25 protein-coding genes are annotated in these 23,829 nt (G+C 69.7%); 9 read left to right on the forward strand and 16 right to left on the reverse strand.

What is annotated here, in order from left to right; all coding sequences use genetic code 11:
• Positions 1–160: 160 nt before the first annotated feature.
• From E8A49_RS09430 to E8A49_RS09450, 5 genes are read left to right on the forward strand one after another with little or no spacing between them, the layout of a single operon-like run.
• Positions 161–526: a GntR family transcriptional regulator gene (locus tag E8A49_RS09430; protein ID WP_293379563.1), complete on the forward strand. Its 366-nt coding sequence runs from the start codon at positions 161–163 to the stop codon at positions 524–526.
• A 4-nt stretch (positions 527–530) separates the two neighbouring features.
• Positions 531–1,394 carry an ABC transporter ATP-binding protein gene (locus E8A49_RS09435; RefSeq protein ID WP_293379565.1) on the forward strand — a complete coding sequence of 288 codons (864 nt, stop codon included), beginning with the start codon at positions 531–533 and terminating at the stop codon, positions 1,392–1,394.
• Positions 1,391–2,329 carry a hypothetical protein gene (locus E8A49_RS09440; RefSeq protein ID WP_293379568.1) on the forward strand — a complete coding sequence of 313 codons (939 nt, stop codon included), beginning with the start codon at positions 1,391–1,393 and terminating at the stop codon, positions 2,327–2,329. Before E8A49_RS09435 ends, E8A49_RS09440 begins: the two co-directional genes overlap by 4 nt.
• Positions 2,330–2,389: 60 nt before the next feature.
• A complete protein-coding gene (locus E8A49_RS09445) occupies positions 2,390–3,145 on the forward strand; it encodes a hypothetical protein (RefSeq protein WP_293379571.1) in 756 nt (251 codons plus the stop codon).
• Positions 3,142–4,197 carry a hypothetical protein gene (locus tag E8A49_RS09450; protein WP_293379631.1) on the forward strand — a complete coding sequence of 352 codons (1,056 nt, stop codon included), beginning with the start codon at positions 3,142–3,144 and terminating at the stop codon, positions 4,195–4,197. Before E8A49_RS09445 ends, E8A49_RS09450 begins: the two co-directional genes overlap by 4 nt.
• Here the strand turns inward: E8A49_RS09450 and E8A49_RS09455 are convergent.
• The 3 genes from E8A49_RS09455 to E8A49_RS09465 all read right to left on the reverse strand — a co-directional run bounded on the left by E8A49_RS09455 (position 4,194) and on the right by E8A49_RS09465 (position 6,017).
• Positions 4,194–4,913: a hypothetical protein gene (locus tag E8A49_RS09455; RefSeq protein ID WP_293379634.1), complete on the reverse strand. Its 720-nt coding sequence runs from the start codon at positions 4,911–4,913 to the stop codon at positions 4,194–4,196. The two genes, E8A49_RS09450 and E8A49_RS09455, sit on opposite strands and share 4 nt — an antisense overlap.
• Before the next feature lie 54 nt (positions 4,914–4,967).
• Complete coding sequence (locus E8A49_RS09460; protein ID WP_293379636.1) at positions 4,968–5,135, reverse strand: Flp family type IVb pilin; 168 nt, start codon at positions 5,133–5,135, stop codon at positions 4,968–4,970.
• An 87-nt stretch (positions 5,136–5,222) separates the two neighbouring features.
• Positions 5,223–6,017, reverse strand: a complete 795-nt coding sequence (locus E8A49_RS09465; RefSeq protein ID WP_293379639.1) for a fumarylacetoacetate hydrolase family protein — start codon at positions 6,015–6,017, stop codon at positions 5,223–5,225.
• 53 nt (positions 6,018–6,070) lie between these two features.
• On the opposite strand from E8A49_RS09465, the gene E8A49_RS09470 reads away from it, so the two are divergent.
• Positions 6,071–6,841, forward strand: coding sequence for an SDR family oxidoreductase (locus E8A49_RS09470; protein WP_293379642.1), 771 nt, complete (start codon positions 6,071–6,073; stop codon positions 6,839–6,841).
• Between the two features lie 132 nt (positions 6,842–6,973).
• Positions 6,974–7,696 (forward strand): hypothetical protein, encoded by a 723-nt coding sequence (locus tag E8A49_RS09475; protein WP_293379645.1) that lies wholly within the window; start codon positions 6,974–6,976, stop codon positions 7,694–7,696.
• 629 nt (positions 7,697–8,325) lie between these two features.
• Here E8A49_RS09475 and E8A49_RS09480 read toward each other — a convergent pair.
• The 10 genes from E8A49_RS09480 to sdhC form a co-directional block, all read right to left on the reverse strand.
• On the reverse strand, positions 8,326–8,646 hold the full coding sequence (locus E8A49_RS09480) for a 2Fe-2S iron-sulfur cluster-binding protein (RefSeq protein ID WP_293379648.1): 321 nt from the start codon (positions 8,644–8,646) through the stop codon (positions 8,326–8,328).
• A 60-nt stretch (positions 8,647–8,706) separates the two neighbouring features.
• Positions 8,707–9,930, reverse strand: a complete 1,224-nt coding sequence (locus E8A49_RS09485) for an FAD-dependent oxidoreductase (RefSeq protein ID WP_293379651.1) — start codon at positions 9,928–9,930, stop codon at positions 8,707–8,709.
• Positions 9,931–10,105: 175 nt separating this feature from the next.
• Positions 10,106–11,944, reverse strand: coding sequence for a DUF885 family protein (locus E8A49_RS09490; protein WP_293379654.1), 1,839 nt, complete (start codon positions 11,942–11,944; stop codon positions 10,106–10,108).
• Between the two features lie 25 nt (positions 11,945–11,969).
• On the reverse strand, positions 11,970–13,826 hold the full coding sequence (locus E8A49_RS09495; RefSeq protein ID WP_293379657.1) for a DUF885 family protein: 1,857 nt from the start codon (positions 13,824–13,826) through the stop codon (positions 11,970–11,972).
• Positions 13,827–14,038: 212 nt separating this feature from the next.
• Positions 14,039–14,821: a succinate dehydrogenase iron-sulfur subunit gene (locus E8A49_RS09500; protein ID WP_293379660.1), complete on the reverse strand. Its 783-nt coding sequence runs from the start codon at positions 14,819–14,821 to the stop codon at positions 14,039–14,041.
• Positions 14,822–14,827: 6 nt separating this feature from the next.
• Positions 14,828–15,580, reverse strand: coding sequence for a bifunctional 2-polyprenyl-6-hydroxyphenol methylase/3-demethylubiquinol 3-O-methyltransferase UbiG (locus tag E8A49_RS09505; RefSeq protein ID WP_293379663.1), 753 nt, complete (start codon positions 15,578–15,580; stop codon positions 14,828–14,830).
• Positions 15,567–16,280 carry a methyltransferase domain-containing protein gene (locus tag E8A49_RS09510; protein WP_293379666.1) on the reverse strand — a complete coding sequence of 238 codons (714 nt, stop codon included), beginning with the start codon at positions 16,278–16,280 and terminating at the stop codon, positions 15,567–15,569. The genes E8A49_RS09505 and E8A49_RS09510 overlap by 14 nt, the downstream gene beginning before the upstream one ends.
• Positions 16,281–16,298: 18 nt before the next feature.
• Entirely contained in the window at positions 16,299–18,086 is a 1,788-nt protein-coding gene (gene sdhA, locus E8A49_RS09515) for a succinate dehydrogenase flavoprotein subunit (protein ID WP_293379669.1), read from the reverse strand.
• Positions 18,087–18,094: 8 nt separating this feature from the next.
• The gene (gene sdhD, locus E8A49_RS09520; protein WP_293379672.1) at positions 18,095–18,493 is read right to left on the reverse strand and encodes a succinate dehydrogenase, hydrophobic membrane anchor protein; all 399 of its coding nucleotides are present in this window, start codon (positions 18,491–18,493) and stop codon (positions 18,095–18,097) included.
• Entirely contained in the window at positions 18,493–18,924 is a 432-nt protein-coding gene (gene sdhC, locus E8A49_RS09525; protein ID WP_293379675.1) for a succinate dehydrogenase, cytochrome b556 subunit, read from the reverse strand. Before sdhC ends, sdhD begins: the two co-directional genes overlap by 1 nt.
• A gap of 199 nt (positions 18,925–19,123) precedes the next feature.
• Here sdhC and E8A49_RS09530 point away from each other — a divergent pair, with 199 nt between their 5' ends.
• Complete coding sequence (locus tag E8A49_RS09530) at positions 19,124–20,005, forward strand: LysR substrate-binding domain-containing protein (protein ID WP_293379678.1); 882 nt, start codon at positions 19,124–19,126, stop codon at positions 20,003–20,005.
• A 13-nt stretch (positions 20,006–20,018) separates the two neighbouring features.
• Here E8A49_RS09530 and E8A49_RS09535 read toward each other — a convergent pair whose 3' ends face one another.
• Together E8A49_RS09535 and zapE are read right to left on the reverse strand one after the other, a co-directional pair.
• Positions 20,019–21,278: a hypothetical protein gene (locus tag E8A49_RS09535; RefSeq protein ID WP_293379681.1), complete on the reverse strand. Its 1,260-nt coding sequence runs from the start codon at positions 21,276–21,278 to the stop codon at positions 20,019–20,021.
• Between the two features lie 191 nt (positions 21,279–21,469).
• The gene (zapE, locus tag E8A49_RS09540; protein ID WP_293379684.1) at positions 21,470–22,603 is read right to left on the reverse strand and encodes a cell division protein ZapE; all 1,134 of its coding nucleotides are present in this window, start codon (positions 22,601–22,603) and stop codon (positions 21,470–21,472) included.
• Positions 22,604–22,703: 100 nt separating this feature from the next.
• On the opposite strand from zapE, the gene E8A49_RS09545 reads away from it, so the two are divergent.
• Positions 22,704–22,991, forward strand: coding sequence for a hypothetical protein (locus E8A49_RS09545; protein ID WP_293379687.1), 288 nt, complete (start codon positions 22,704–22,706; stop codon positions 22,989–22,991).
• 44 nt (positions 22,992–23,035) lie between these two features.
• On the opposite strand, the gene E8A49_RS09550 is transcribed toward E8A49_RS09545, so the two are convergent.
• On the reverse strand, positions 23,036–23,829 hold a 794-nt coding region (locus tag E8A49_RS09550), incomplete at its 5' end, for an aldehyde dehydrogenase family protein (protein WP_293379690.1).

Genomic DNA, 23,829 nt, shown 5'->3' on the forward strand with positions numbered 1-23,829 from the left:
TTGCGAAATAGGGCGAGCCGCTTGGGTCCCCCCCGGATCGCGTCTCCGCGCGACCGGGGGATGGCGGTCTGAAGGATCGCCTTGACTCCCGCCTAGTGTTATAGTCTAGTATAACACCAAAGCGACATCCTGCCCGGTGGCAGGAGCTCGAGGATACGCCGTGGACCCGGAATGGAACGACAGCCAGCCGATCTATCGCCAGATCCGCGATCGCGTGGTCGCGATGATCCTGGACGGCTTGCTGGGCGAGGGCGATCCATTGCCCTCCGTGCGCACGGTGGCGACGGACTCGCGGGTCAATCCGCTGACCGTGCTGAAGGCCTATCAGCAACTGGCGGACGATGGTCTGGTGGAAAAGCGGCGGGGGCTTGGGATGTTCGTGAACAAGGGCGCGCGCGACCTGCTGCTGGCGGGCGAGCGCAAGCGGTTCCTGGAAGAGCAGTGGCCGGAGATCCTGGCCACCATCCAGCGGCTCGGCTTGGCGGGACAGCTTCTGGGCGCCGCGCCCAAGCCTGGGGAGGGCTGAGCCCGTGGCCTGCATAGACGCCCGCGGCCTGCGCAAGGCCTACGGAAAGACGCTCGCCCTGGCCGGCATCGACCTCCAGGTGGAGGATGGCCGCATCCTCGGCCTGATCGGCCCCAACGGCGCCGGCAAGTCGACCGCCCTGCAGGCGATCCTCGGCCTGATCCCCTACGAGGGCGAGCTGAAGGTCTTGGGGCTCGATCCCTGGGGCGAGCGCGACAAGCTGATGGCGCAGGTCTGCTTCGTCGCCGACGTCGCCGTCCTGCCGCGCTGGCTGAAGGTCCGCGACGCCGTCGACTATGTGGCCGGCGTCCACCCGCGCTTCGACCGCGCCAAGGCCGAGGCCTTCCTGGCCAAGACCACGATCAAGCCGGCGAGCACGGTTCGTCAGCTGTCGAAGGGTATGGTCGCCCAGCTGCACCTCGCCCTGGTGATGGCCATCGACGCCCAGCTGCTGGTGCTCGACGAGCCGACGCTCGGCCTGGACATCGTCTACCGCAAGTCGTTCTACGACAGCCTGCTCAACGATTATTTCGACCAAAGTCGAACCATCGTCGTCTCCACCCACCAGGTGGAGGAGATCCAGCACATCCTGACCGACGTGGCCTTCATCGACCGCGGCCGGATCGTGCTGAACACCAGCATGGAGGCCTTCGAGGCCCGCTACGCCGAACTGATGGTGGGCCCTGACCGGCTCGACGCCGCCCTGGCGCTGAAGCCGATCCAGGCGCGGCAGGTGTTCGGCCGCCACATCCTGCTGTTCGACGGCGTCGAGCGCGCCCGCCTGGCCGAACTGGGCGAGGTGCGCGCGCCCAGCCTGGCCGACCTGTTCGTAGCCGTCATGGGCCCCGCGCAAGGAGCTTCCGCATGAGCGACGCCGCCCTCGCCTCCGCCTCGCCCGCCTCCGGCGCCCACGTCCGGCCCTTCTACTGGTCGGTGCGCCGCGAGCTGTGGGAGAACCGCGCCATCTATCTCGCGCCCCTGGTCGTCGCCGGCATCGTGATGGTCGGCTTCCTCTTCAGCCTGCGCGACCTGCCGCAGGCGATCCGGGTGCTGGGGACGCCGCTCGCGCCCGATGCGCCGATGGCCGAGCACCGCGCCCACGGCCTGCAGGCCATGGCCGTGATGGCGTCCCAGGCCGGGATCCTGGCCATCCTGGTGGCCGCCCTGATCGTGGCGATCTTCTACTGCCTGGCCTGTCTGCACAACGAACGCCGCGACCGCAGCGTGCTGTTCTGGAAGTCGCTGCCGGTGTCGGACACAACCGCCGTCCTCTCCAAGGCCTTCATTCCCCTGGCGGTCCTGCCGCCCGTCGTCGTGACGATCATGGTGGTGACCCAGCTGATCACGGCGGGCCTGGCCACAGCGGTGGTCGCCGCGAGCGGCCTGGACACCGGTATCCTGTGGCGTCAGCTGACGCCAACGCCGGTGGTGATCGTCGGGCTCGCCTACGGGGTGGTCATGCTGATGCTGTGGTACGCGCCCATCGTCGGCTGGCTGATGCTGGTTTCGGCCTGGGCCAAGCGGATGACCTTCGTCTGGGCCGTGGCGCCGCCGCTCGCCATCTGCCTCTTCGAGTTCCTGGCCTTCCGCTCCCATTACGCCTGGACGCTGGTGCACTCGCGCCTGGTGGACGGCCTTGCGGCCTTCACCGCCGGCGGCAAGGGGAAGGAGGCGGTCAGCAAGCTCTCCGACATCGACCCCATGCCCTTCCTGACCGATCCCGGCTTCTGGGGCGGACTGGTCTTCGCCGCCGCGGCCCTGGCCGCCTGCGTCTGGCTACGCCGACGACGCGAACCGATCTGAGCCTGCCCCGGCCCTCCGGCCGGCCCTGACTTCACCCTCACCACCGCTGGGAGTTTCCCAATGATCCTGCACGTCGCTGCGACGGCGCCCTGGGCGCTGCGCGAAATCGCCGACGCCGCGCTGGCCTTCCACATCGGCGGCGCCTTCGCGGGCCTCGGCGCCGGAACCGTCGCCCTGATCGCCCGCAAGGGTCAGCGGCTGCACCGCCTGGCGGGGAACGTCTTCCTCTTCGCCATGCTGGCCATGTCGGTCGTCGGCGCGGTGGTGGCGCCGATGATCGGCGACGTGGGCTCGGCCTTCGCCGGAGCGATCACCGCCTATCTGGTGGTCACCGGCTGGCGGGCCGGCCGCGCGGGCGAGGTCAAGGGCGGCCGGTTCGAGATGGCGGGCGTCGCCCTGCTCGGCGTCGCGGTCGTGGCCGTCCTGATGCTGGGCGGCCAGGCTCTGGCCAGCCCGGCGCGGGAGCTGGCCGGCGTCCCGGCCTTCGCCTTCTTCGTGATGGCGACCATGGCGGCGCTGATCGGCGCGCTCGACCTGAAGCTGATCCTCGGGCCGGTGCTGACGCGGCCCCGGAAGCTGGCGCGCCACATCTGGCGCATGGGCCTGGGGCTGTGGATCGCGCTGATGTCGGGCCTCGCCCAGCCGAAGGTGGGCGGCGTGATCTTCCACGGCCACGCGGCCCTGCAGTGGATCCCGGTCGCCGCCCTGGTCGCGACCATCGTCTACTGGCTGGTCAAGGTGCGCCGGCCCGCGCATCGGCCCGCCCGTCCGTCCCGTCCCGCCCTGACAACCTCAGCCCAAGGGGTCTTCCAATGAGAGCCTCGCTCAGCAGTCTCTGCGTCCTGGTCGCCACGGCTTGCGCCCTGGACGCCGCCGCCACGCCCGCGCCGACCGCGCCCGCCAAACCTCCCATTCTGGCCAAGGCCGCGAAGCCCTACCGCGTCCCGCGCAACGCCTTCGGCCAGCCGGACCTGCAGGGGATCTGGAACAACTCCTCGCTGACCATGCTGCAGCGGCCGCCGATGTTCAAAAACCTGGTCGCCAGCGACCAGGAGGCGGCGATGATGGAGGCGGGCTTCCGCAAGATGGTGGGCGACCTGATCAGCACCGCCCCCATCGACCCCAAGCTGGGCCCGCCGCCGCCGGTCGATGAGGCGCCGCAGTCCGACTACATCGAGATGGACCTGCACCTGGCCTCCATCGGCGGCCAGCGGCGCACCTCCTGGATCGTCGAACCCGCCGACGGCCATGTCCCCTTCAACGACGCGGCGAAGAAGGCCCGCGCCGCCGACGACGCCGCGCCCGAGAAATTCGACAATCCGGAAGACCGCGACACCATGGAGCGCTGCCTGCAGGCCATCGGCACGCCGGAAGGCCCGCCGATGATGAACACCGGCTTCAACGCCAACTACCAGATCCTGCAGACCCGGGACGAGGTGGCGATCCTCGTGGAGATGAACCACGCGGTGCGCACCATCCGCCTCGGCGACCGCCGCCACCTGCCGGGCGCCATCCAGCCCTGGATGGGCGACAGCGTCGGCTGGTGGGAAGGCGACACCCTGGTGGTCGAGACCACCAACCTCAACCCCAAGGGGGCGCACGTCTTCTCGCTCGGCGGCGGCTTCGGCTACTCGCCCAGGGCGCGGATCACCGAGCGGTTCACCCGCACCTCGCCGACCGAGATCCTCTACCAGTTCGCGGTGGACGACCCAGACACCTTCACCCAGGTGTTCAAGGGCGAGATGCCCATGCGCGCGGCCAAGGGGCCGATCTACGAATACGCCTGCCATGAGGGCAACTACAGCCTGCCCAACATCCTGGCCGGCGCCCGGACCCACGACAAGGATCCGCCCGCGAAGGCCCCCTAGGACCTCGGCAGGCCGAACATCGAGCGGTCGGCCGGCGTGAAGGCCAGGCTCTGGACCTGGCGCACCGACCGCCCCGCCGGCGTCCCGTCGTCGCTGACGAAGCGGAAAGCGACCTTCAGGGGTCCGGCCTTGCGGTAGTCGGAGAGTTCCGTCGTCACCGGCCGGGCGCCCGTGCGGTCGACGATGCGGCCGAGCAGCCCGGTCTTGCGGTCGAACCACAGCTCGCGCGGCGTGCCGCCCCAGGGCTCGACCTCGACCACGTCGAAGGCCCGCCCGTCGGCCTTGCGCGCGCCCACCATCCGGCCGCGGGCGTCGAAGCGGCTGGTGTAGAAGAAGGCGTAGACGCCGAAGAACGCTTCGGTGCGGTCGGGCCGCACCAGGGCCGGCTCGCCGCCGCCGGTGGCCTGGCCGGCGGCGTCGATGCGCCAGGCGCCGGCGCCGTTGAAGCCGCGCACGGCGACCCCGCCCGCGGCGTCATGGTCCTCTTCGCGCATGCCGTAGCGCAGGGGGTCGAGCCAGCGCTCATAGGCCGCCCCGTCCAGGGTTCCGGTCTCATGCCAGCCGCGAAGATAGTTCCAGGCGTTCCCGCCGCTCGCCGCGCGGGCGCGGGCCAGCACCTGGGCGGCGGGCCGGGCATACTGGGCGTGGGCGGCGGGCGCGGCCGCCGTCAGGGCGAACGCCAGCACCAAGAGAATCGTCCGCGCGGCCTTGCCCATGCCCCGCCCTACAAGCCGCCGGGCGTGGCCACAATGGGGCGGGACCTTTGAGGGTTAGGTCGGGAAGGCTGCCGTCACCTGGTTGTACAGGGTGGACAGCTGGGTCCCCAGCGCGCCCACGGCGCTGACGATCACCAGGACGACAAAGGCCGCGATCAGGGCGTATTCCACAGCGGTCGCGCCGGAGCGGTCGTTCGTGAAGCGCTTCGCGAAGGCTAGCATGGCGCCGCTCCTCGTCCTCGGAGTGCGCCACGATGTCAGCGGAGGCTTAAGGCGTCATGAAACGGCGTCCCTAACGCGGTGTTCGCCTTAGTCGAGGGCGAGTTCCACGGGCGCCAGGCCCTCCACCTCGAAGCGCCAAGCCTGGCCGGATTCTACGAACTTGGTGGGGACGATGCTGCCGGTCGAGACCCATTGGCCGGGCCGCAACGGCTGGCCGGCGCGGGCGAGGTGGGCCGCCAGCCAGGCGAGGGCCCTGGCCGGGTCGCCCAACACGTCGCTGGAGGAGCCTTCGTCGACCACCTCGCCGCCGCGGCGCAGCACGCCCTTGCGGCCGGCCAGCCCGCCGGTCCCGGCGGCGTCGCCGGGCGGGCCCAGCACCAGGCCGGCGTTCCAGGCGTTGTCGGCCACCAGGGTCATCGCCGACAGATGTGCATAGTCGGCCCCACTGTCGTCGACCAGCTCGAAGGCGGCGCAGACCTGATCGACATGCGCCAAAGCCTCCTCCGGCGAGACCTCGCCATCGGGAAAGGGCCTGGCGATCCTGAGCGCGATCTCGCTCTCGACGCCCAGGCGCACATAGGCCGCGACCGCCACGCGGGCCGGCGCGGGATGGATGCGGCCGGCCAGCACCGCCCCCACGATGGGCTCGTCCACGCCGCACATCTGCTGCATCCGTTTGGTGGTGAGCCCGATCTTCCAGCCGACGATCTGCGGCGGTCCGCCGGCCAAGAGCGGCAGCAGCGCGGCCTGGGCCGCGTAGCCGAAGGCGAGGTCGCCCGCCCGGCCGGTGGGCGCCTCCAGCGTGAACCGCTCGCGATTGCGGTGGCGCTCGGCGATGGCCTTTGCAAAGACTTCGACGTCAGTGTTCGGGGCGTCGGTCACAGGGCCTCCTTCGGCTCGGGTGCGTGGCGACGATAGCATGGAGGCCGGCCAAGGTGACGGGACTGCCGCTGGGCCTCGAAGGCCGCCGCGCCATGGTCTGCGGCGGGAGCCAAGGCCTGGGCCGCGCCTGCGCCGAAGCCCTCGCCGCCGCGGGCGCGGAGTTGACCATCTGCGCGCGCACCGAAGGCCCCCTGAAGGCCGCCGCCGAAGCCATCGGCGCAACGGCTGTGGTCTGTGACGTCACCACGGAGGCGGGCCGCGAGGCCCTGCTGGCCGCCTGCCCGAATCCCGACATCCTGGTGACCAACGCCGCCGGCCCGCCCCCCGGCCGCTTCGAGGACTGGGGCGAGGCGGAATGGGCCGCCGCGGTCGGCGCGAACATGCTGGCGCCGCTGCTGTTGATCCGCGCCGTGTTGCCCTGCATGCGCGGCCGCCAGTGGGGGCGGATCGTCAACATCACCTCGGGGGCTGTTAAGGCGCCCCTGCCGATGCTCGGGCTGTCGAACGGGGCCCGCGCGGGCCTCACCGGCGCGGTCGGCGGCATCGCCCGGGAGGTCGCCTGCGACGGGGTGACGATCAACAACCTGCTGCCCGGCCACTTCGCCACCGCCCGGCTGGAAACCTATTACGCGGCCCTCGCTAAGGCCCGCGGCGCGCCGGTGGACGAGGTCCGCGTCCAGGTCGCCGCCGGCAACCCCACCGGCCGGGTCGGCGACCCGAAGGAGTTCGGCGCCATCTGCGCGGTGCTCTGCAGCGTCCACGCGGGCTACATCACCGGCCAGAACCTCTTGATGGACGGCGGCGCCTTCCCGGGGCTGTTCTGACCGCAACCCGACACTGTCGGGCGCCTCACATTCCGTGGCGCCGCTGCAACTCATCTCCACGCCAGCCGTTGCCGCCGAGCAACAAATGGAGAGACCCGTTGGCGGCAGGCTCGCCGCGGGCAGGAGAACACCATGTACCGCAAGACCCTTTTTGCTTCGCTGCTCGCCTCGAGCGCCGTGGTCCTGGCGATCGCCAGCCCGGCTGCGGCGGGCACCACCGAACGCGCCCGTGAGGCCATCGCCGCCGCGGAAGCCAAGATCCACACCGCCGAAAGCCTTGGCGCGCCGAACGACGACCCGCGCGATCTCGCCGAGGCCCACCAGGCCCTGGCCAACGCCAAGAACGATTTCGACAGCGACCACCGCGACCGGGCGATCCAGGAGGGCATCCGCGCCTCCGGCCTGGCCGACACCGCCATCGGCATCTCGCACCAGCGCAGGACCGACGCCCTGGCCTCGGCGCGGCAGAACGAGCGCGCCACGGCTGAGGCCGCTCAGGATCAGGTCGCGGCCACGCAGGCGGCGGCCCGCGGCCAGGTGGACGCCGCTCAGCAACAGGCCGCGCAGGCTCAGCAGCAGGCGGCTGACGCCAACGCCCGCGCCGACTCCGCCCAGCAGGCCGCCGCCGCCTCGGCGGCTGATGCGCAGGCCGCGCGCAGCGCCGCGGCCCTCGCCGCCGCCACGCCCCCGCCCGCGCCGCAGGTCGAGACCACGGTGACGACCACGAACCAGCACGCCGTGGTCCACCACCCGGTGACCCACACCGTCGTCAAGCGCACCACGACCACCACCAACGCAGCGCCGGCGACGTCTTCGGACCAGGTCACCACAACCACCAAGGTGACCCCGCAGTAAGGTTTGACCTGCTCCTCTCCCTCGCGGAGCGAAGGAAGAGGCTGGGAGAGGGCGGCGCCGGAGACGGGCCGCCCTTTTCGTTGGACCCGATGGCTGCGGACGCGGGTCCAATGTCAGCGCCAAGCCGCTCGCCCGCGCCGACCTCACCCAACCTCTCCCACGGCGCTGCCGCGCCTGGGAGAGGAGCGGATCAGGCAGGCGTCGGCTTAAATCTCATGCCGGCCAGTTTGCCTTGGGGCCTCGGCTTCTCAAGGACGCGCTCCGCGCGCCGCCCCGCGGCCGGCCAAGGGCCGGTCCTTGACAAGCCGAGGCCCCAAGGCTCGCATCAACCATGAGGTTTAAGGCGGGGTGGCGTCGAGGCGACGCCTTCAAAGGTCGACAGTGAAAGACGCAATCTTCGTTGTCGGACTGGGGCTGCTGACATTCGTCCTGATGGCGGGATGGCTCACCATGGTGGCCAGATCGATGGGCAGGCCAATTCCCAGGAAAGGACTCTACGTCGCGGGCTGCTTTTGCACCGCAGTGACGCTCTTCTTCCTAGTCGTGGATATATTGCACCTAGGCCATCAACTCTTCGGCTGGATGCAACGATGAGAGCTTGTTAGCAGGCTTCGAGCTTCGTCTAGCCCCTAGTGCTGGCTCTCCGGCATGCGCACCACCAGGCCGTCCAGCGCGTCCGTCACCTTGATCTGGCAGGAGAGGCGGGAGTTGTCCTCGACGTTCTCGGCGAAGTCGAGCATCGACTCCTCCATGGCCGACTTCTCGCCGGTCTTGGCGCGCCAGGCCTCGTCCACATAGACGTGGCAGGTGGCGCAGGCGCAGGCGCCGCCGCAGTCGGCGTCGATGCCGGGGATGTTGTTCTTCACCGCGCCTTCCATGACCGAAAGGCCGTTCTTCACGTCGATGGCGTGTTCGGTCCCGTCGTGCTCGATGTAGGTGATCTTGGCCATGTGATCCCGGGAGTCCCTCGACTTGCCGCCCCCTGTCTCTCAGGGGTGACTTAACACCGTTTAGACGGCGACCTCTTTCATGGAAATAGTCGGGTCTGCAAGCCTCGCCTTGTCGATGGCGCGGCGGTTTCCGATCAGCTGCTTGCCCATCATGAACTCCGGCGGCGCGTTGATCGCCTCCACCGATTGGACCTTGTCGCCCTGAAGGTGGAAGACCGCGAACTTGCCGCTGGCCGGGTCGCCGCGCAGCAGCACCTCGTCCACGTCGAAGGCGTAGCCGGCGATCTGCAGCTTCAGATCGTACTGGTCCGACCACTGCCAGGGGACCTCGCCGGCCGGCGCCGGGCGGCCCACGATGGCGTTGGCCGCCTGCTTGGCCTGTTCGAGGGCGTTGGGCACGCTCTCCATGCGGAACATGCGGCCGTAGATCGGCATCGGCCGGTGGGCCACGTCGCCGATGGCGAAGATCGCGGGGTCGCTGGTGCGCGCCTCCAGGTCGACGACGACGCCGCGGGCGGTCTCCAGGCCGCAATCGCGGGCGATCTCGTCGTTGGGGGCCGCGCCCACGCCCACCACCACCGCGTCGCAGGCGATCAGCCGCCCGTCGGCCAGGCGCACGCCGGTGACGCGGCCGTCCCGGCCTTCGAAGGCGGCTGCCGTCGCGCCCAGCTCGAAGGTCACCCCACGCTGTTCGTGATAGCCCTTGAAGAAGGTCGACAGCGTCTCGCAGGCCACCCGCGCCAGGAGCCGCGGCTCGCGCTCCAGCACCACCACCTCCGCGCCCAGCGCCCGGCCCGAAGCGGCGACCTCCAGGCCGATATAGCCGCCGCCCACCACGGCCAGGGTCTTGCCCGGCCCGACCGTGGCCTTGAGCTGCTCGGCGTCGGCGGCGGTGCGCAGGAACATCACGCCGGCCAGATCCGCGCCGGGGATCGGCAGCGCGATGGCCCGCGCGCCGGTGGCGAGGATCAGGACATCGTAGTCGACGTTCGACCCGTCGGAGAGCGCCACGGTCTTCGCGCCCCGGTTGATCGAGGTCGCCGTCGTCGAGGGCCGGAAGTCGATGCCGTGCTCGGCGTAGAACTCCAACGGCTTCAGCGCCAGGGAGTCCGCGTCGGCTTCGCCCTTCAGCCAGGCCTTGGAGAGCGGCGGGCGCTGGTAGGGCGGGATCGGCTCCGCGCCCACGAGCGTGATCGGCCCCTCGTGGCCGTACTGGCGCAGCAGGGCTGCGGCCGTGCCGCCGGCATGGCCCGCGCCGAGGATCGCCACATGCTGCCCGCTCATCCGGCCTCGATGCCCAAAAATGACGGAGGCGTCAACTTCAACATCCGATAAGTTGCTCCCCTTTTGGGGGAGTTGTCAGCAAAGCTGACTGAGGGGGTCCTCACCAGCCCTGGAGCCGACCCCCTCCGGCGCTTCGCGCCACCTCCCTCGAAGGGGAGGAATTTTCGCGCCTGGACTATTTGGCCTTCTGCTCGGCGATCCAGGCGTTCACGCGCATGTCGAGCACCGAGAGCGTGAGCGAGCCCGAGGCGATGACCATGTCGTTGAACGCCTTGATGTCGAACTTCGGTCCCAGCGCCTTCGCGGCCCGGTCGCGCAGCTGCACGATGCGGATCATGCCGATCTTGTAGGCCGTCGCCTGGCCGGGGTTCACGATATAGCGGCGGGTCTCGGCGCGGGCGGTGTCGTCGCTGCGGTGGCCGACGGTCTTCAGGTAGTCGACCGCCTGCTCCTCGGTCCAGCCCTGCGCATGGATGCCGGTGTCGGTGACCAGGCGCACGGCGCGGAACAGCTCGCCGTCCAGCCGCATGAAGTCGGACGCGATGTCCGGATAGACGCCCATCTCTTTGCACAACAGCTCGGAATAGAGGCCCCAGCCTTCGTTGAAGGCGGCGTTGCGGGCCGCCAGGCGGAACTTCGGCACGTCCTTCATGCGCACCCGGATGTCGCCCTGCATGGCGTGGCCGGGGATGCCCTCGTGACACATCAGGTCCGGCAGGCTGGCGCGCAGCGGCGTCTTGCCCAGCATGTGCAGATAGACCCGGCCGGGCCGCTTCCCGTCGGGGCTGGCGCCGTTGGTGTGGGCCGCGCCGCCGGCCACCTCGCTGAAGCTGGGTTCGCGCACCACCTCGATCGCATAGATCGGCAGGACGTGGAACATCGAGCCCAGGTGGGTGCGGTTGTTGGCGATCAGGTCGTTGGAATATTTCAGGATCTCGGCGCGGTTCTGGTCGTTGTACGGCTGCTCAGGGTCGAGCCGCTGCAGCTCCTTGAAATAGGCGTTCTGGTCCGGGAAGCCGGCCTTCTTGGCCAGTTCGTCCATCTCGCCCTGGATGCGCTTCACCTCCGACAGGCCGAGCGCGTGGATCTGGTCGGCGGTGAGGTCGGTGCGGGTCTGCAGCTTCAGCGCCGCGGCGTACCAGGCGAGGCCATTGGGCAGGGTGACCGCGCCCACCTTGCCTGAAGGCGCGTTGGCCACGTCGCTCTGCAGCCAGCCGATCAGCCGCTCATAGCCGGGCTTCATGCCGGTCAGCAGCGCGGTCTTGGTCCCGTCCAGCAGCTTCTGCGCCTCGTCGGGCGAGACCTTGCCGGCGGCCTGCAGCTTGCCGACCTTGGCCTTGGCGTCGGCCCATAGCGGGGAATCCGCGCCGCTGGCGTCGAACGGCTGGCCGCTGATCAGCTTGGTGCTCTCGCGGATGGCGCGCTCGTACTGGAAGCGCGGCATGCGGATGCCCTGGGCCGCGGAGCCCTTGGCGCGCTCCAGCACCTGGTCCATGGCGTGGCCCAGGGCCATGACGCGGGCGTTGTAGGCCGCCATGTCCGACGGCTGCTCGACCAGGTGCGAGCCGATCAGGAAGTTGGGCAGCGCGGTGTCGGTATTGCCCGCCACATAGTCGTAGGCGCGGTACTTGTAGCTGAGTTCGGCGGAGTCCAGCTCGTCGATCCACATGTCGTAGCTGATCTGGCCTTCCAGCGGCAGCTTGGCCCGCTGGAACTGCGCCTTCAGCCGCGCCACGCTGCCACGCCGCCATTCGAGACGCTGCAGATCGGCGGCTTCGCTGAGGTCGTTCAGCTTGTCGAGGCCCTCCTTCTCACCGAAGGAGCTGGACTGCTGCGGGCTGAACTTCAGGGCCTCGGCGTATTCCTTGTCGAGGAAGACGCGCAGCCGTTCGGCCTCGGCGGCCTGGCCTGCGGCGGGCGTCTGCGCCGCAGCAGGGCCGGCGAACGTCAGCGCCGCGCCGGCGGGCGCCGCCAACAGGGTGAGCCCGAGGGCGGCGGCGAGCGTGCGGTTCATGGGCGTCGTTCCTTCGAGACTGCGATTATCCGGCCGGCTTCTGGCTGGCGATCCATTCGTCGACGGCCCGTTCCAGAACGCTGAGCGGCAGCGAGCCTTCGCCGACCACCAGATCGTCGTAGGCCTTGACGTCGAACTTCGGGCCCAGCTCGCGCTCGGCCTTGTGGCGCAGCTCCATGATCTTCAGCATGCCGATCTTGTAGCCGGTGGCCTGGCCCGGAAGGGTGATGTAGCGGCGCACTTCCGAGCGGGCCTGGTTCGGCGGACGGCGGCCGGTCTTGATCATGTAGTCGATGGCCTGATCCTCGGTCCAACCCTTCGCATGGATGCCCGTGTCGGTGACCAGGCGCGCGGCGCGGAACAGCTCGGCGTCGAGCCGGAAGAAGTCCGACGCCAAGTCCTGATAGGCGCCCATCTCCTTGCACAGGTATTCGGTGTAGAGCGCCCAGCCCTCGCCGTAGGCCACGTAGCGGTAGGCCGAGCGGAACTTCGGCACGCCCTTCTGGCGCACCTGGATGTCGCCTTGCATGACGTGGCCGGGGATGCCCTCGTGGCACATCAGGTCGGTGATGTTGGCCGGGTCGTCGGTGACGCCCAGCATGTGGATGTAGACCCGGCCCGGCCGCGTCCCGTCCGCGTTGGGGCCCGAGGCGTGGGCGGCGCCGCCCGCCACCTCGCTGAACGAGGGCTCGCGCACCACCTCGGCCCGATAGACCGGCAGGTTGTTGAACACCGAGGGCAGCAGGCTGCGGTTACGCGCGATCGTCTCGTTGTACTGGCGCAGGTAGTCGGCGCGGATGGCGTCGGTCCAGGGCGTCGGCGGGAACTTGCTGGCGCGGTCGTCATAGAAGGCCTGGCGGTCCTTGAACCCGGCCTTCTGGGCGAGCGCGTCCTGTTCCTTCTGGATCCGCTCGACCTCCTTGAGCCCCAATTCGTGGACCTGGTCGGGCGTGAGGTCGGTCGTCGTGTTGAGCTTCAGCGCCGCGGCGTACCACTCCAGGCCGTTCGGCAGAGAGACCGCGCCCGTGCGGCCGGACGGCGCCTTGGGCAGCTCACCCTGCGCCCAGACGATCACCCGCTCATACGGCGCCTTGATCCCCAGCACGCCGGCCCTGGCGTCGGCCAGCAGGGCGTCGGCCTCGGCGTCGGTGACCTTTCCCGCGGCCTTCAGCCTGGCGACCTTGGCCTTGGCGTCAGCCCAGAGCGGCGAATCCGTCCCGCCTGCCGTGAACGGCTGGCCGGTGATCATCACCTTCGAGCCGCCGATCACCCGCTCGATCTCGAACTTCGGCGCGTTGATCCCGGCGGCGGTCGCCTGCCGGCTCTCGGCGATGCCGACATCCAGCACCGCGCCCAGGCTCTTCAGCCGGGCGTTGTAGCCCTTCATGTCCGCCGCGTCGGTGACCGCCTGGGTGTTGATCAGGAAGTTCGGCAGCTCCGAATGGATCGAATAAAGGAAGGAATAGAAGGGCGGCTGGTAGCGGCGGTACTTGTAGGTCAGCTCGGCCCGGTCCAGCTCCAGCGCCCACATGTCGTAGCTGGCGCGCGCGTCGGGCGGCAGCTTCGCGCGGTCGAAATCCGCCTTCATGCGCGCGACGCTGCCGCGGCGCCATTCCAGCACCTTGAGCTGGCCGGCGTCGCTGATGTCGTCCCACTTGTCGTTGTCCTGCTTGCGCCCCAAGGCGGTCGCCCGCTGCGGCCGAAGCTTCAGCTCCTGCTCGAACTCATTGTCGATGAAGGCGGTGAACCGCGCCGCCTCAGCCTGCTGCGCCCCGCCCGTCTGCCCCCCGCTCGTCTGGGCTGCAGCCGGCGTGGCCGCCAGAAGCGCCGTGGCCGGCGCTCCCGCCAAGGCCAGCGCCAACGCGATCGAAAGCCCCTTCATCCCGCCTCGCCCCCAAAGCCGCTCGCCCCCACGACGCGGGGGATCCAAGCCGAATCCAGAATCTACAGAGACGTCTGGATTATTTCAGCCCCGCCGCATGGCCCTCTCCCGACCCTCTCCCTCTCGCTTCGCGGGGGAGAGGAGGCGGAGGCGCCGCATTTTTCTCCTCTCCCCCCGCGCAGCGGAGAGGGAGAGGACCAAGGAGGGGGCTCCTAGGTCACCCGGTCCACCAGCATCTTCTTCACCTCGGCGATGGCCTTGGCGGGGTTCAGGCCCTTGGGGCACACCTGGGCGCAGTTCATGATCGTGTGGCAGCGGTAGAGCTTGAAGGGGTCCTCCAGCGCGTCCAGCCGCTCGCCGGTGGCCTCGTCTCGGCTGTCGATCAGCCAGCGGTAGGCGTGCAGCAGGGCCGCGGGGCCCAGGTACTTGTCGCCGTTCCACCAGTAGCTGGGGCAGGACGTCGTGCAGCAGGCGCAGAGGATGCACTCGTAGAGGCCGTCCAGCTTCTCGCGGTCCTCCGGCGACTGGATCCACTCCTTCTGCGGCTGCGGCGTCTCGGTCTGCAGCCAGGGCTCGATGGAGGAATACTGGGCGTAGAACATGGTCAGGTCGGGGACCAGGTCCTTCAGGACCGGCATGTGCGGCAGGGGGCTGATCTGCACGTCCTTACTGGGCACTTCCGCCCAGCCGTGGGTGCAGGCCAGCGTGTTGCGCCCGCCGATGTTCATGGCGCACGACCCGCAGACGCCCTCGCGGCAAGAGCGGCGGAAGGCCAGCGTCGGGTCCATGGTGTTCTTGATGTGGATCAGCACGTCCAGGACCATCGGTCCGCAGGCCTCGACGTCCACCTCATAGGTGTCCCAGCGCGGGTTCTCGCTGCCCTCGGGGTCGTAGCGGTAGACGCGGAAGCTCTTGGTCTTCTTGGCGCCCTCCGGCGCCTTGTGCTGGCGGCCCTTGGTGACGCGGGAGTTCTTCGGCAGGGCGAGTTCGACCATGGAAGCCTAGTCCTTCGAGACCGCAGGGGCGGCTTTCCGCCCAAGGATGATGACGCCGTGGTGGCCGTCGTGGTTGGTGGAGACCAGCCGGATGTCGTCGATGCCGGCCAGGTTGAACAGCCGCACCAGCCGCGACAGGTCGTAGTCGTACATGTGGATGTGGCCCACCGGCAGGTTCTTCATCCAGATCCGCTGGCGCCAGATGTCCTTCAGGTTGGTGGGCTTGGCCCAGACCTTGTCCTCGTCGCGCCAGATGGTGAGCTGCAGGCTGGCCATGCCGCCGGGCGCCAGTTTGGACAGCAGCTCCTCGACGATCGCCTCGCCGCGCGGCGGCGGGATGTGCTGGAAGACGATGAAGCTGTTGACCCAGTCGAAGGGCCCGTCGGGGATCGCGTCGACATAGGTGATCCCCTTATCGCGCTTGCGGGCCAGCTCCAGCATGCCGGGCGAGATGTCGACGCCGGTCACCTGGTCGGCGTACTTGGCCATGGCCTCGGCCAAGCGGCCGACGCCGCAGCCGAAGTCCAGCGCGCGGCCCTTCGGCAAGGCGCCGGTCAGCGCCTTCAGGTCGGCGGCGATTGGGTCGATGTGGAAGGCGCCCGAGGCGTAGAAGGCCTCGATCCGCTCCGGCGTCAGGTTCTCGGTCAGATAGTCCGGATGGCTGATCACCCCCCAATAGGGGTTGCTCTTGCCGAGCTCGCGCCAGTCGGCGTCGGTGTCGCGCACCATCATGGTGGTGTCGGCTTCAGCGCCAGGCATGCATGAAGACCCTGTTGTGCTTCCAGTAGAGTTCCGGCGCGCGCCAGTGCGGCTTGGTCACCGGATGGCCGGTCATCTCGATCCGCTTGAACCCGAGGTCGCGGGCCATGGCCGCCAGGCAGCGCCGGTTGGGCGCCCAGAAATTCGTGGGATCGTCGCCGAGCTCGCGGCCTTCGTAATAGCGCATCGTCGGCCAGGGGAGGACGTCCAGCGCCGTGCAGGTCTCGACCACCAGGAGCTCGCCGGCCACCGAGGCCGCGCGCTCCAGGGCCTGCAGCGGGTCCTTCACGTGGTAGAGCACGCCCAGGAACAGCACCACGTCGTGGACCCCGGTGGTCTCAGGGGCGATCTGCGGCACATCGATATCGAGGCTCATGACCCGCGAGCCCAGACGGCGGTGGGCGTAGTCGAACCCCGCCTTGGTGCCCCAGCCTTCGCCCGACCAGCAGAAGTGGTCGGTGGCCAGCACCTCGGCCGCGCCGCGCCGCTCGGCCTCGAAGGCGAAGAAGCCGTCCCAGGCGCCGATATCCAACACCCGCTTGCCGGCTACGGGGTGCTTGAAGACCACCTCGGCCTCGGTCCGCAGGACCTCAGCCGGCTTCACGCCCGCCGTGGTTTCGCCGCCCGGCAGGCTGAGCGAATGGAACCAGCCGCCCGCCGGCGCCTGCGCCTGCGTCGGGTCCATGTCCAGTCCGGGCAAGGCGCCGTCCATCGCGCGCTAGTAGACCCGCGCCTTGGGCGGGATCGGGGCGATGTCGTTGGTCATGGTGTAGTCGTGGACAGGCCGGTAATCGATCTTCACCTTGCCGCTGGCGTCGTCGAACCAGCTGAGGGTGTGCTTCATCCAGGTCTTGTCGTCGCGGTTGGGGAAGTCCTCGCGGGCGTGCGCCCCACGGCTTTCCTGGCGGGTATCGGCGCCCACCACCGTCACCACCGCCTGGCCGATCAGGTTGTCGAGCTCCAGGGTCTCCATCAGGTCGGTGTTCCACATCAGGCCGCGGTCGTCGACCGACAGGTCGGCGCGCTTGGCCTGCACCGCCTCCAGGCGCTTGACGCCGGAGACCAGGGTCTCGCCGGTGCGGAACACCGCGGCGTCCTCCTGCATGGCCTGCTGCATCTCCAGCCGCAGCGCCGCTGTCGAGGTCTTGCCCGCGGCGTTGCGGAAGCGGTCGAAGCGGGCCAGGTGGCCATCGGTCATCTCAGGCTTCAGCTCCACCTGGGTCGCGCCGGCCTTAACGGTCTCGGCGCAGCGCAGCGCCGCCGAGCGGCCGAACACCACCAGGTCGATCAGCGAGTTGGAGCCCAGGCGGTTGGCGCCATGGACGCTGACGCAGGCCGCCTCGCCCACCGACATCAGCCCCGGCACGACCTTGTCCGTCTCCTTGCCGACCTTGGTGACCACCTCGGAATAGAAGTTCGTCGGCACCCCGCCCATGTTGTAGTGCACGGTCGGCAGCACCGGGATCGGCTCCTTGGTGACGTCGACGCCGGCGAAGATGCGGGCGCTTTCCGAGATGCCGGGCAGGCGCTCGTGCAGCACCTTGGGGTCCAGGTGGTCCAGGTGCAGGTTGATGTGGTCCTTCTTCGGGCCCACCCCGCGGCCTTCGCGGATCTCGATGGTCATGGCGCGGCTGACCATGTCGCGCGGGGCCAGGTCCTTTACGGTGGGCGCATAGCGCTCCATGAACCGCTCGCCCTCGGAGTTGGTGAGGTAGCCGCCCTCGCCGCGCGCGCCCTCGGTGATCAGGCAACCGGAGCCGTAGATTCCGGTCGGATGGAACTGCACGAACTCCATGTCCTGCAAGGGCAGGCCGGCGCGCAGGACCATGCCGCCGCCGTCGCCGGTGCAGGTGTGGGCTGAGGTGCAGGAGAAGTAGGCGCGGCCATAGCCGCCGGTGGCCAGGATGACCATCTGCGCCTGGAAGCGGTGCAGGGTGCCGTCGTCCAGCTTCCACGCCGTGACACCGCGGCACGTTCCCTCGTCCATGATCAGGTCGAGGGCGAAGTACTCGATGAAGAACTCGGTCTTCTTGGCCACCGCCTGGCCGTACATGGTGTGCAGCATGGCGTGGCCGGTGCGGTCGGCCGCCGCGCAGGTGCGCTGGATCGGCGCCTCGCCGTAGTTGCGGGTCATGCCGCCGAAGGCGCGCTGGTAGATTTTGCCCTCGGACGTCCGCGAGAACGGCACGCCCCAGTGCTCCAGCTCATAGACCGCGGCCGGCGCGTTCCGGACCATGTATTCGATGGCGTCCTGGTCGCCCAGCCAGTCCGACCCCTTGACGGTGTCGTACATGTGCCAGCGCCAGTCATCCTGGCCCATGTTGCCGAGGCTGGCCGAGATGCCGCCCTGCGCCGCCACCGTGTGCGAGCGGGTCGGGAAGACCTTGGAGACGCAGGCCGTCTTCAGCCCCACCGCCGCGCAGCCCAGCGCCGCGCGCAGGCCCGAGCCGCCGGCTCCGACCACCACCACGTCGTACTTGTGATCGATGAAATTGTAGGTCGCCATGTCGGGTCTCAAGCGCCTCCCACGACGCCGCCGAAGGCGACCTTGAGGATCGAAAAGATCGCCAGCGCACCGGCCAGGCCGCAGACGAAGAGGTTGAGGATCAGCAGGACCGACTTGCCCAGCGCCTCGTCGACGTAGTCCTCGATCACCACCTGCATGCCGGTGCGCATGTGGAAGAAGGCGATGGCGAGCGTCAGCACCGTCAGTGTCGCGTTCAGTGGGTCCTGGACCCAGTGGACGGCGAAGCCGTAGTCGCCGGCGGCCAGGCGGATCACGCCGTAGACCATCCAGAGCACCAGCGGCGCCAGGGCCACGGCGGAGACCCGCTGGCCGATCCAGTGGCCGACGCCGTCCTTGGCCGAGCCCAGGCCGCGGGCGCGGCCGAGCGGTGTGCGGTAGCTGACCATCAGAGCGCCCCCGTCATGCCGGCCAGCCCCCAGATCGCCACGGTGGCGACGGCGGCGAAGGCGAAGACCACCATCGCCGAGGCGTTGGCGGACTTGATGTCCAGGCCATGGCCCGAGTCCCAGACCAGGTGCCGGACGCCATTGGCCAGGTGGTAGAAGACGCAGAGCGTCAGGCCGAACATCACCACCTTGCCGGGGATCGAGCCCATCACGCTCTTGAAGCCGGCGTAGGCCTCCGGCCCGCCGGCCAGGGTGATCGCCCAGGCCGCGGCGATCAGCGCGCCCGCATAGAGGGCGCAGCCGGTCGCCCGGTGCAGGATCGAGGTCCACATGGTGATGTGCCAGCGCCAGAGCAGCGGCGAGCCGAAGCCGCCGGTCATCAGGTGCGGCGAAACCGGCGGCTCGCGGCGTGTCTTGGGGGCGTCCGTCATGGCTCTCCCGCGCTCATGTCCTGTCCCTGGATGGGTCCGCTTTTAAGCGCCACGCGGGGGGTGTCAACGAAGGGCGCGAGACGCCCTGCCGGATGGCTCCCACAAGACGCGGCATCCTTCGCAAGACCCGAAGATTCCCCCTGGAATCCGCCCGCCGCAATGCGTAATTGCTGTAGGGATGCTTCGCGAAAGACGAAGGATGCGGTTCGACCTCACCGACTTGAAGCTGTTCTGCGACGTGGCCGACGCGGGCTCGATCACCGCCGGCGCTGAGCGCAGCGCGCTGGCGCTCGCGGCGGCCTCGACGCGGATCCGCGGCATGGAGGACGCGCTGGGCGCGCCGCTGCTGGTCCGGTCGCGCTCAGGGATCAGCCTCACCGAGGCTGGCCGCACCCTCCTGAAGCACGCCCGCGCCATGCTGGCCCAGAGCGCGCGGCTGCGCGAGGACCTCAGCGCCTTCGCCGGCGGCCTCACGGGCGAGGTGCGCCTGCTGGCCAACACCAATGCGCTGACCGAATTCCTGCCCGAGGCCCTGTCGTCCTTCCTGGCGGCGCATCCGCACGTCAGCGTCGACCTGGAGGAACGGCTCTCCGACGAGATCGTGGGCCTGGTAGCCGAGGGCGCGGCGGACATCGGCATCGTGGCGGGCACCGTCGACGTGGGCGCGCTCGCCACCTATCCGTTCCGCTCCGACCGCTTCGTGGTCGCAGCCCCGCGCGGCCATCCGCTGGCGGACAAGCCCCGGGTGCGGTTCGCCCAGGTGCTGGACTACGACCTGGTGGGTCTCGACCGGGCCAGCTCCCTGCAACGCTTCCTGGCCGGCAAGGCCGCGCGGGAGGGCAAGCCGCTGCGCCTGCGGGTGCAGCTGCGCAGCTTCGACGCGGTCTGCCGGCTGGTGGAGGTGGGCGTCGGCGTCGGCGTGGTCCCGGCCACTACGGCGGCGCGGGCGGCCAGGACCATGGACCTGGCGACGGTGGAGCTGGCCGACGACTGGGCGGTCCGCGAACTCACCATCGTTGTGCGCGCCGACGCCGAACTGCGCCCCTATGCCAAGGCGCTGGTGGAGAGCCTGAAGGCCTAGGCTGCGAAAACCCTTAGGCCGCGAGCCGGCGGCGCTGGGCGGACTTCGAGAAGGCGCCGACCACCGCGTCGAACAGCTTGGCCATCGCGGGCTTCTTGTAGGGATAGAGGTCCGCCGGATCCATGGCGTGGACGATCATCGCCACATCGACCTCGAACACCACCAGCCGGCCGTCCTGGGTCTCCGCGCAGTCGATGCCGAAGTAGTCGAGGCCGAAACCGTCGACCAGCGCCTGGAAGGCGCTTGCGTGGCGCTGGGCGAAGCCCGCGTCGAAGCTCGCCATCATCTCCGCCTCGGCGTTGCGGTTGTCCACCTCGCCCATGTCGGCGTTCAGGTAGTGCACCATCCAGCGGCCGGAGACCGCCATGTGGGAGACGAAGGGCCGGCCGTCGACGAACACCACCCGCAGCTTGCGGAACAGGCCGTCGGGGCCGCTGTAGTCGAGGAAGGCGGCGACGAAGAACTCGTCCGCCAGATGGGTGACCAGGTAGACCGCCAGCGCCTCGCGGGTCTCGATCTTCTCCAGCCCATTGCCGGCGTGCGAGCCGATGGGCCGCACGATCACCGGGAAGCGCAGGCCCAGGTGCAGGGCCTCGAGCGGGGTCTCGCCGCTGGCGGCTGCGGCCAGCGTCGCGCGGTCGACCCGGCGCGTGGCGGGGCAGAGCACGTTCGGGTGGCCGGCGAAGCGGTCGGCGACCCCGTCGCGGCTGAGCTCGGCGATCCGTTCGGGATGGCCGTTGACCACCGGGCGCGGCCAGGCGTCGAAGGCGGCGCGTAGGTGCGAAAGCGCGCGGGAGCCGTCGTCGGACTGGCCGATCGCCAGGAAGGCCACGTCATGCTCCGGGACCTCGGACGGCGCCGGCAGGCCAGCGTCGACGTAGCAGACGGTGAGCTCGGCGTCGGAGCCTTCCAGCAGGAAGTCGATGGGGGTGTTGGCCATCAGGTCGCCGGGAGTCATGAAGGCCAGGATCTTCGGGCCTGCGCCCGTCCCGTGGACGGTGCGGTAGAACCGGCATTGCTCGATGGCCGCGGCCTGCAGCTCCAGGCCCTTGGCGCGGTCGCCGCTCATCTGCACCAGGGTGGACAGGTCCATGAGCGCGCCCACGTCATTGGCGTCGGCCATGAAGCGGGCGCTGAGCTCATCCCAGACCGCCTGCAGCCGGACGCCCTCGAAGACCGTGCGGCCCAGGAAGGCCAGGCCCTGGCTCGCAGCCAGCCGGACCCTCTTCGGCTCCGCCGATCCCGACGCGGTGGCGGCGACGTCTTGCAACATGGGTGATCCTTAGGCGAGCGAACGGAAGACTGGTGGGACAGCCCGTTCTGGGCTCGCGGGCGTAGGACAGACGCCGGCCTCTTAGAGAGCGGCCTCGGGATTGTCGCTTCGTTAACAGCCGCGCCGGAAAGGCTCGAAACCGCGCCGCGAGGCCGCTTCGTCACTCAACCGTGACTGGTAGGCCATGAATCTCAGGCCGGCTGGGCGGCCTCCTCCGCCAGCCAGTCGGCCGAGCGCATCTCCTCCAGCCGCGAGGCGGTGCGCTCGAACTCGAAGGCGCCGTCGCCGGTGGGATAGAGCTGGGACGGCTGCGCCTCGGCCAGGACGATCAGCTTGGCGTGCGCCTCGTAGAGGGCGTCGATCAGGATCACGAACCGCCGCGCCTCCTCGCGCCGGCTGGGGTCCAGCTTCGGCACGTCCTCCAGGAAGACGGTGTGGAAGCGCTCGGCCAGGGCGACATAGTCGTTCGGCCCCAGCGCCACCGCGCACAGGCTGGCGAAGCTGGCGCGGACCTGGCCGCCCAGGGCGTGCGGCAGGGCGATCTTGCGGCCCAGCACCTCCAGGGTCGCGCCGGTCTCCTCCACGCCGTCCAGCATGTCGCGCCACAGGGCGTCGAAGGACCGCTCGTTGTCCGGGTCGATGGGCGAGAACCAGGTCCCCGCCGCCCGCAGGCGCTCCAGCCGGTAGTCGTGGCCGCCCGCCACCGTCACCACCTCCAGGCGCTCCTTCAAGAGGTCGATGAACGGCAGGAAAAGCTGGCGGTTGATGCCGTCCTTGTAGAGGGCGTCGGGCTCGCGGTTGGAGGTGGCGACCAGGGTGACGCCGCGGGCGAACAGGGCTTCGAACAGCCGCCCAAGGATCATGGCGTCGGCGATGTCGGTGACCTGGAACTCGTCGAAGCACAGCAGGCGTGCGCCGTCCGCGACCACGTCGGCGACGGGTGGGATCGGATCGTCCCCCTTATGTTGGCCGAACTTCGCCTTGCGCGCCGCCGCGTCGCCCGTGCGCCAGGCGCCGATCAGCCGGTGGACCTCGCCCATGAAGACGTGGAAGTGGGTGCGGCGCTTCTTCTCGACCGGGACCGTGGCGAAGAACAGGTCCATCAGCATCGACTTGCCGCGGCCCACCGGGCCCCAGAGGTAGACGCCGCGCTCGGCCTGCGGCTTGCGGAACAGGCCCTTCAAGCCCCCGCCGCCGGAGCCGGCCTCGGCCAGGTCGCCCTCCAGCCGCGCCAGGGCTGCAAGGCCCGCGGCCTGGGCCGGGTCCGGCCGGATCTCGCCCGCGGCGAGGCGCTCGTCGTAGGCGGCTTGCAGGGCGGAGGCCATGGCCCCGCCTAGCGGGCGGCGGCGGCGCGCGCAAGCAAGGGGCGTGAGGAACAGCCGCCAGCGCCACGGGTTGATGTTGTCTGCTTGAAGGAGACCGACCATGGCCGACGAACCCCGCAGCTACGATCCCGACTCGATCGAGGCGAACCGCGGACGCGAACAGGGCCTGGGCGTGGGCCAACGCGACCTCGACGCGCAGCGCGATCCCGATCAGCTGCCGCAGACGCCGCTGGAGCTCGACAACGACGACGAGCCGCTGCGCAGCGAGCCGGGCGACGAGGGCGCGGTGCTGAACGCCAACCACGCCAACCGCGGCGCCAAGCCCGACCGCTCCTCCGGCCCCAAGACCCGCCAGGCCAGCAAGGACCAGATCAGCCGTAGGAGCTGACCGTGGGTGGATCCCGGCCTGCGCCGGGATGAGCCGCTACGCGCTCACTTCATCGTCGGGATAACGAAGGCGCTGTCCTCGACGGCGCCTTCCGGCCAGCGGGCGGTGATGGTCTTCACCTTGGTGTAGAACCGCACACCTTCCATGCCGTGCTGGTTGGTGTCGCCGAAGGCCGAGCGCTTCCAGCCGCCAAAGGTGTGGTAGGCCACCGGCACCGGGATCGGCACGTTGATGCCGACCATGCCGACGTTGACCTGGGCCGCGAACTCGCGCGCGGCGCGGCCGTTGCGGGTGAAGATCGCCACGCCATTGCCGTACTGGTGTTGCGACGGCAGCGCGACGGCCTCCTCGAAGGTCTCGGCGCGCACGATCTGCAGCACGGGGCCGAAGATCTCTTCCTTGTAGGTGCGCATGTCCGGCTTCACCTGGTCGAACATCGACGGGCCGATGAAGAAGCCCTGGTCATAGCCCTGCAGGCTGAAGTCGCGGCCATCGACCACCAGCTCGGCGCCCTCTTCGACACCCAGCTGGATGTAGTCGCTGACGCGGCGGCGATGGACGGCGGTGACCACCGGGCCGTATTGGGCCGAGGCGTCGGTGGAGATGCCGACCTTCAGGGTCTCGATTTCGGCCAGCATCTTCTCGCGGAAGGCCTCGGCGGTCTTGGCGCCCACCGGCACCACCACCGGCAGCGCCATGCAGCGCTCGCCCGCCGAGCCGAAAGCCGCGCCGGAGATGTCCTTCACCGCCTGGTCGAGGTCGGCGTCGGGCATGACGATGCCGTGGTTCTTGGCGCCGCCCATGGCCTGGACGCGCTTGCCCGCCGCCGTGCCGCGCG

This window comes from Phenylobacterium sp. (genome assembly GCF_004799515.1).
GTDB lineage: Bacteria > Pseudomonadota > Alphaproteobacteria > Caulobacterales > Caulobacteraceae > Phenylobacterium.

Excerpts from the sequence above, each read along its gene's own strand:
- E8A49_RS09480 (WP_293379648.1), bottom strand. The coding sequence starts at position 8,646 with ATGGCCAAGATCACCTACATCGAGCACGACGGGACCGAACACGCCATC.
- sdhC (WP_293379675.1), bottom strand. The coding sequence starts at position 18,924 with ATGACGGACGCCCCCAAGACACGCCGCGAGCCGCCGGTTTCGCCGCAC.
- E8A49_RS09450 (WP_293379631.1), top strand. The coding sequence starts at position 3,142 with ATGAGAGCCTCGCTCAGCAGTCTCTGCGTCCTGGTCGCCACGGCTTGC.
- E8A49_RS09475 (WP_293379645.1), top strand. The coding sequence starts at position 6,974 with ATGTACCGCAAGACCCTTTTTGCTTCGCTGCTCGCCTCGAGCGCCGTG.
- E8A49_RS09500 (WP_293379660.1), bottom strand. The coding sequence starts at position 14,821 with ATGGTCGAACTCGCCCTGCCGAAGAACTCCCGCGTCACCAAGGGCCGC.
- E8A49_RS09535 (WP_293379681.1), bottom strand. The coding sequence starts at position 21,278 with ATGTTGCAAGACGTCGCCGCCACCGCGTCGGGATCGGCGGAGCCGAAG.
- E8A49_RS09455 (WP_293379634.1), bottom strand. The coding sequence starts at position 4,913 with ATGGGCAAGGCCGCGCGGACGATTCTCTTGGTGCTGGCGTTCGCCCTG.
- E8A49_RS09485 (WP_293379651.1), bottom strand. The coding sequence starts at position 9,930 with ATGAGCGGGCAGCATGTGGCGATCCTCGGCGCGGGCCATGCCGGCGGC.
- E8A49_RS09445 (WP_293379571.1), top strand. The coding sequence starts at position 2,390 with ATGATCCTGCACGTCGCTGCGACGGCGCCCTGGGCGCTGCGCGAAATC.
- E8A49_RS09530 (WP_293379678.1), top strand. The coding sequence starts at position 19,124 with ATGCGGTTCGACCTCACCGACTTGAAGCTGTTCTGCGACGTGGCCGAC.
- E8A49_RS09490 (WP_293379654.1), bottom strand. The coding sequence starts at position 11,944 with ATGAACCGCACGCTCGCCGCCGCCCTCGGGCTCACCCTGTTGGCGGCG.
- E8A49_RS09440 (WP_293379568.1), top strand. The coding sequence starts at position 1,391 with ATGAGCGACGCCGCCCTCGCCTCCGCCTCGCCCGCCTCCGGCGCCCAC.
- E8A49_RS09505 (WP_293379663.1), bottom strand. The coding sequence starts at position 15,580 with ATGCCTGGCGCTGAAGCCGACACCACCATGATGGTGCGCGACACCGAC.
- zapE (WP_293379684.1), bottom strand. The coding sequence starts at position 22,603 with ATGGCCTCCGCCCTGCAAGCCGCCTACGACGAGCGCCTCGCCGCGGGC.
- E8A49_RS09495 (WP_293379657.1), bottom strand. The coding sequence starts at position 13,826 with ATGAAGGGGCTTTCGATCGCGTTGGCGCTGGCCTTGGCGGGAGCGCCG.
- E8A49_RS09460 (WP_293379636.1), bottom strand. The coding sequence starts at position 5,135 with ATGCTAGCCTTCGCGAAGCGCTTCACGAACGACCGCTCCGGCGCGACC.
- sdhA (WP_293379669.1), bottom strand. The coding sequence starts at position 18,086 with ATGGCGACCTACAATTTCATCGATCACAAGTACGACGTGGTGGTGGTC.
- E8A49_RS09545 (WP_293379687.1), top strand. The coding sequence starts at position 22,704 with ATGGCCGACGAACCCCGCAGCTACGATCCCGACTCGATCGAGGCGAAC.
- sdhD (WP_293379672.1), bottom strand. The coding sequence starts at position 18,493 with ATGGTCAGCTACCGCACACCGCTCGGCCGCGCCCGCGGCCTGGGCTCG.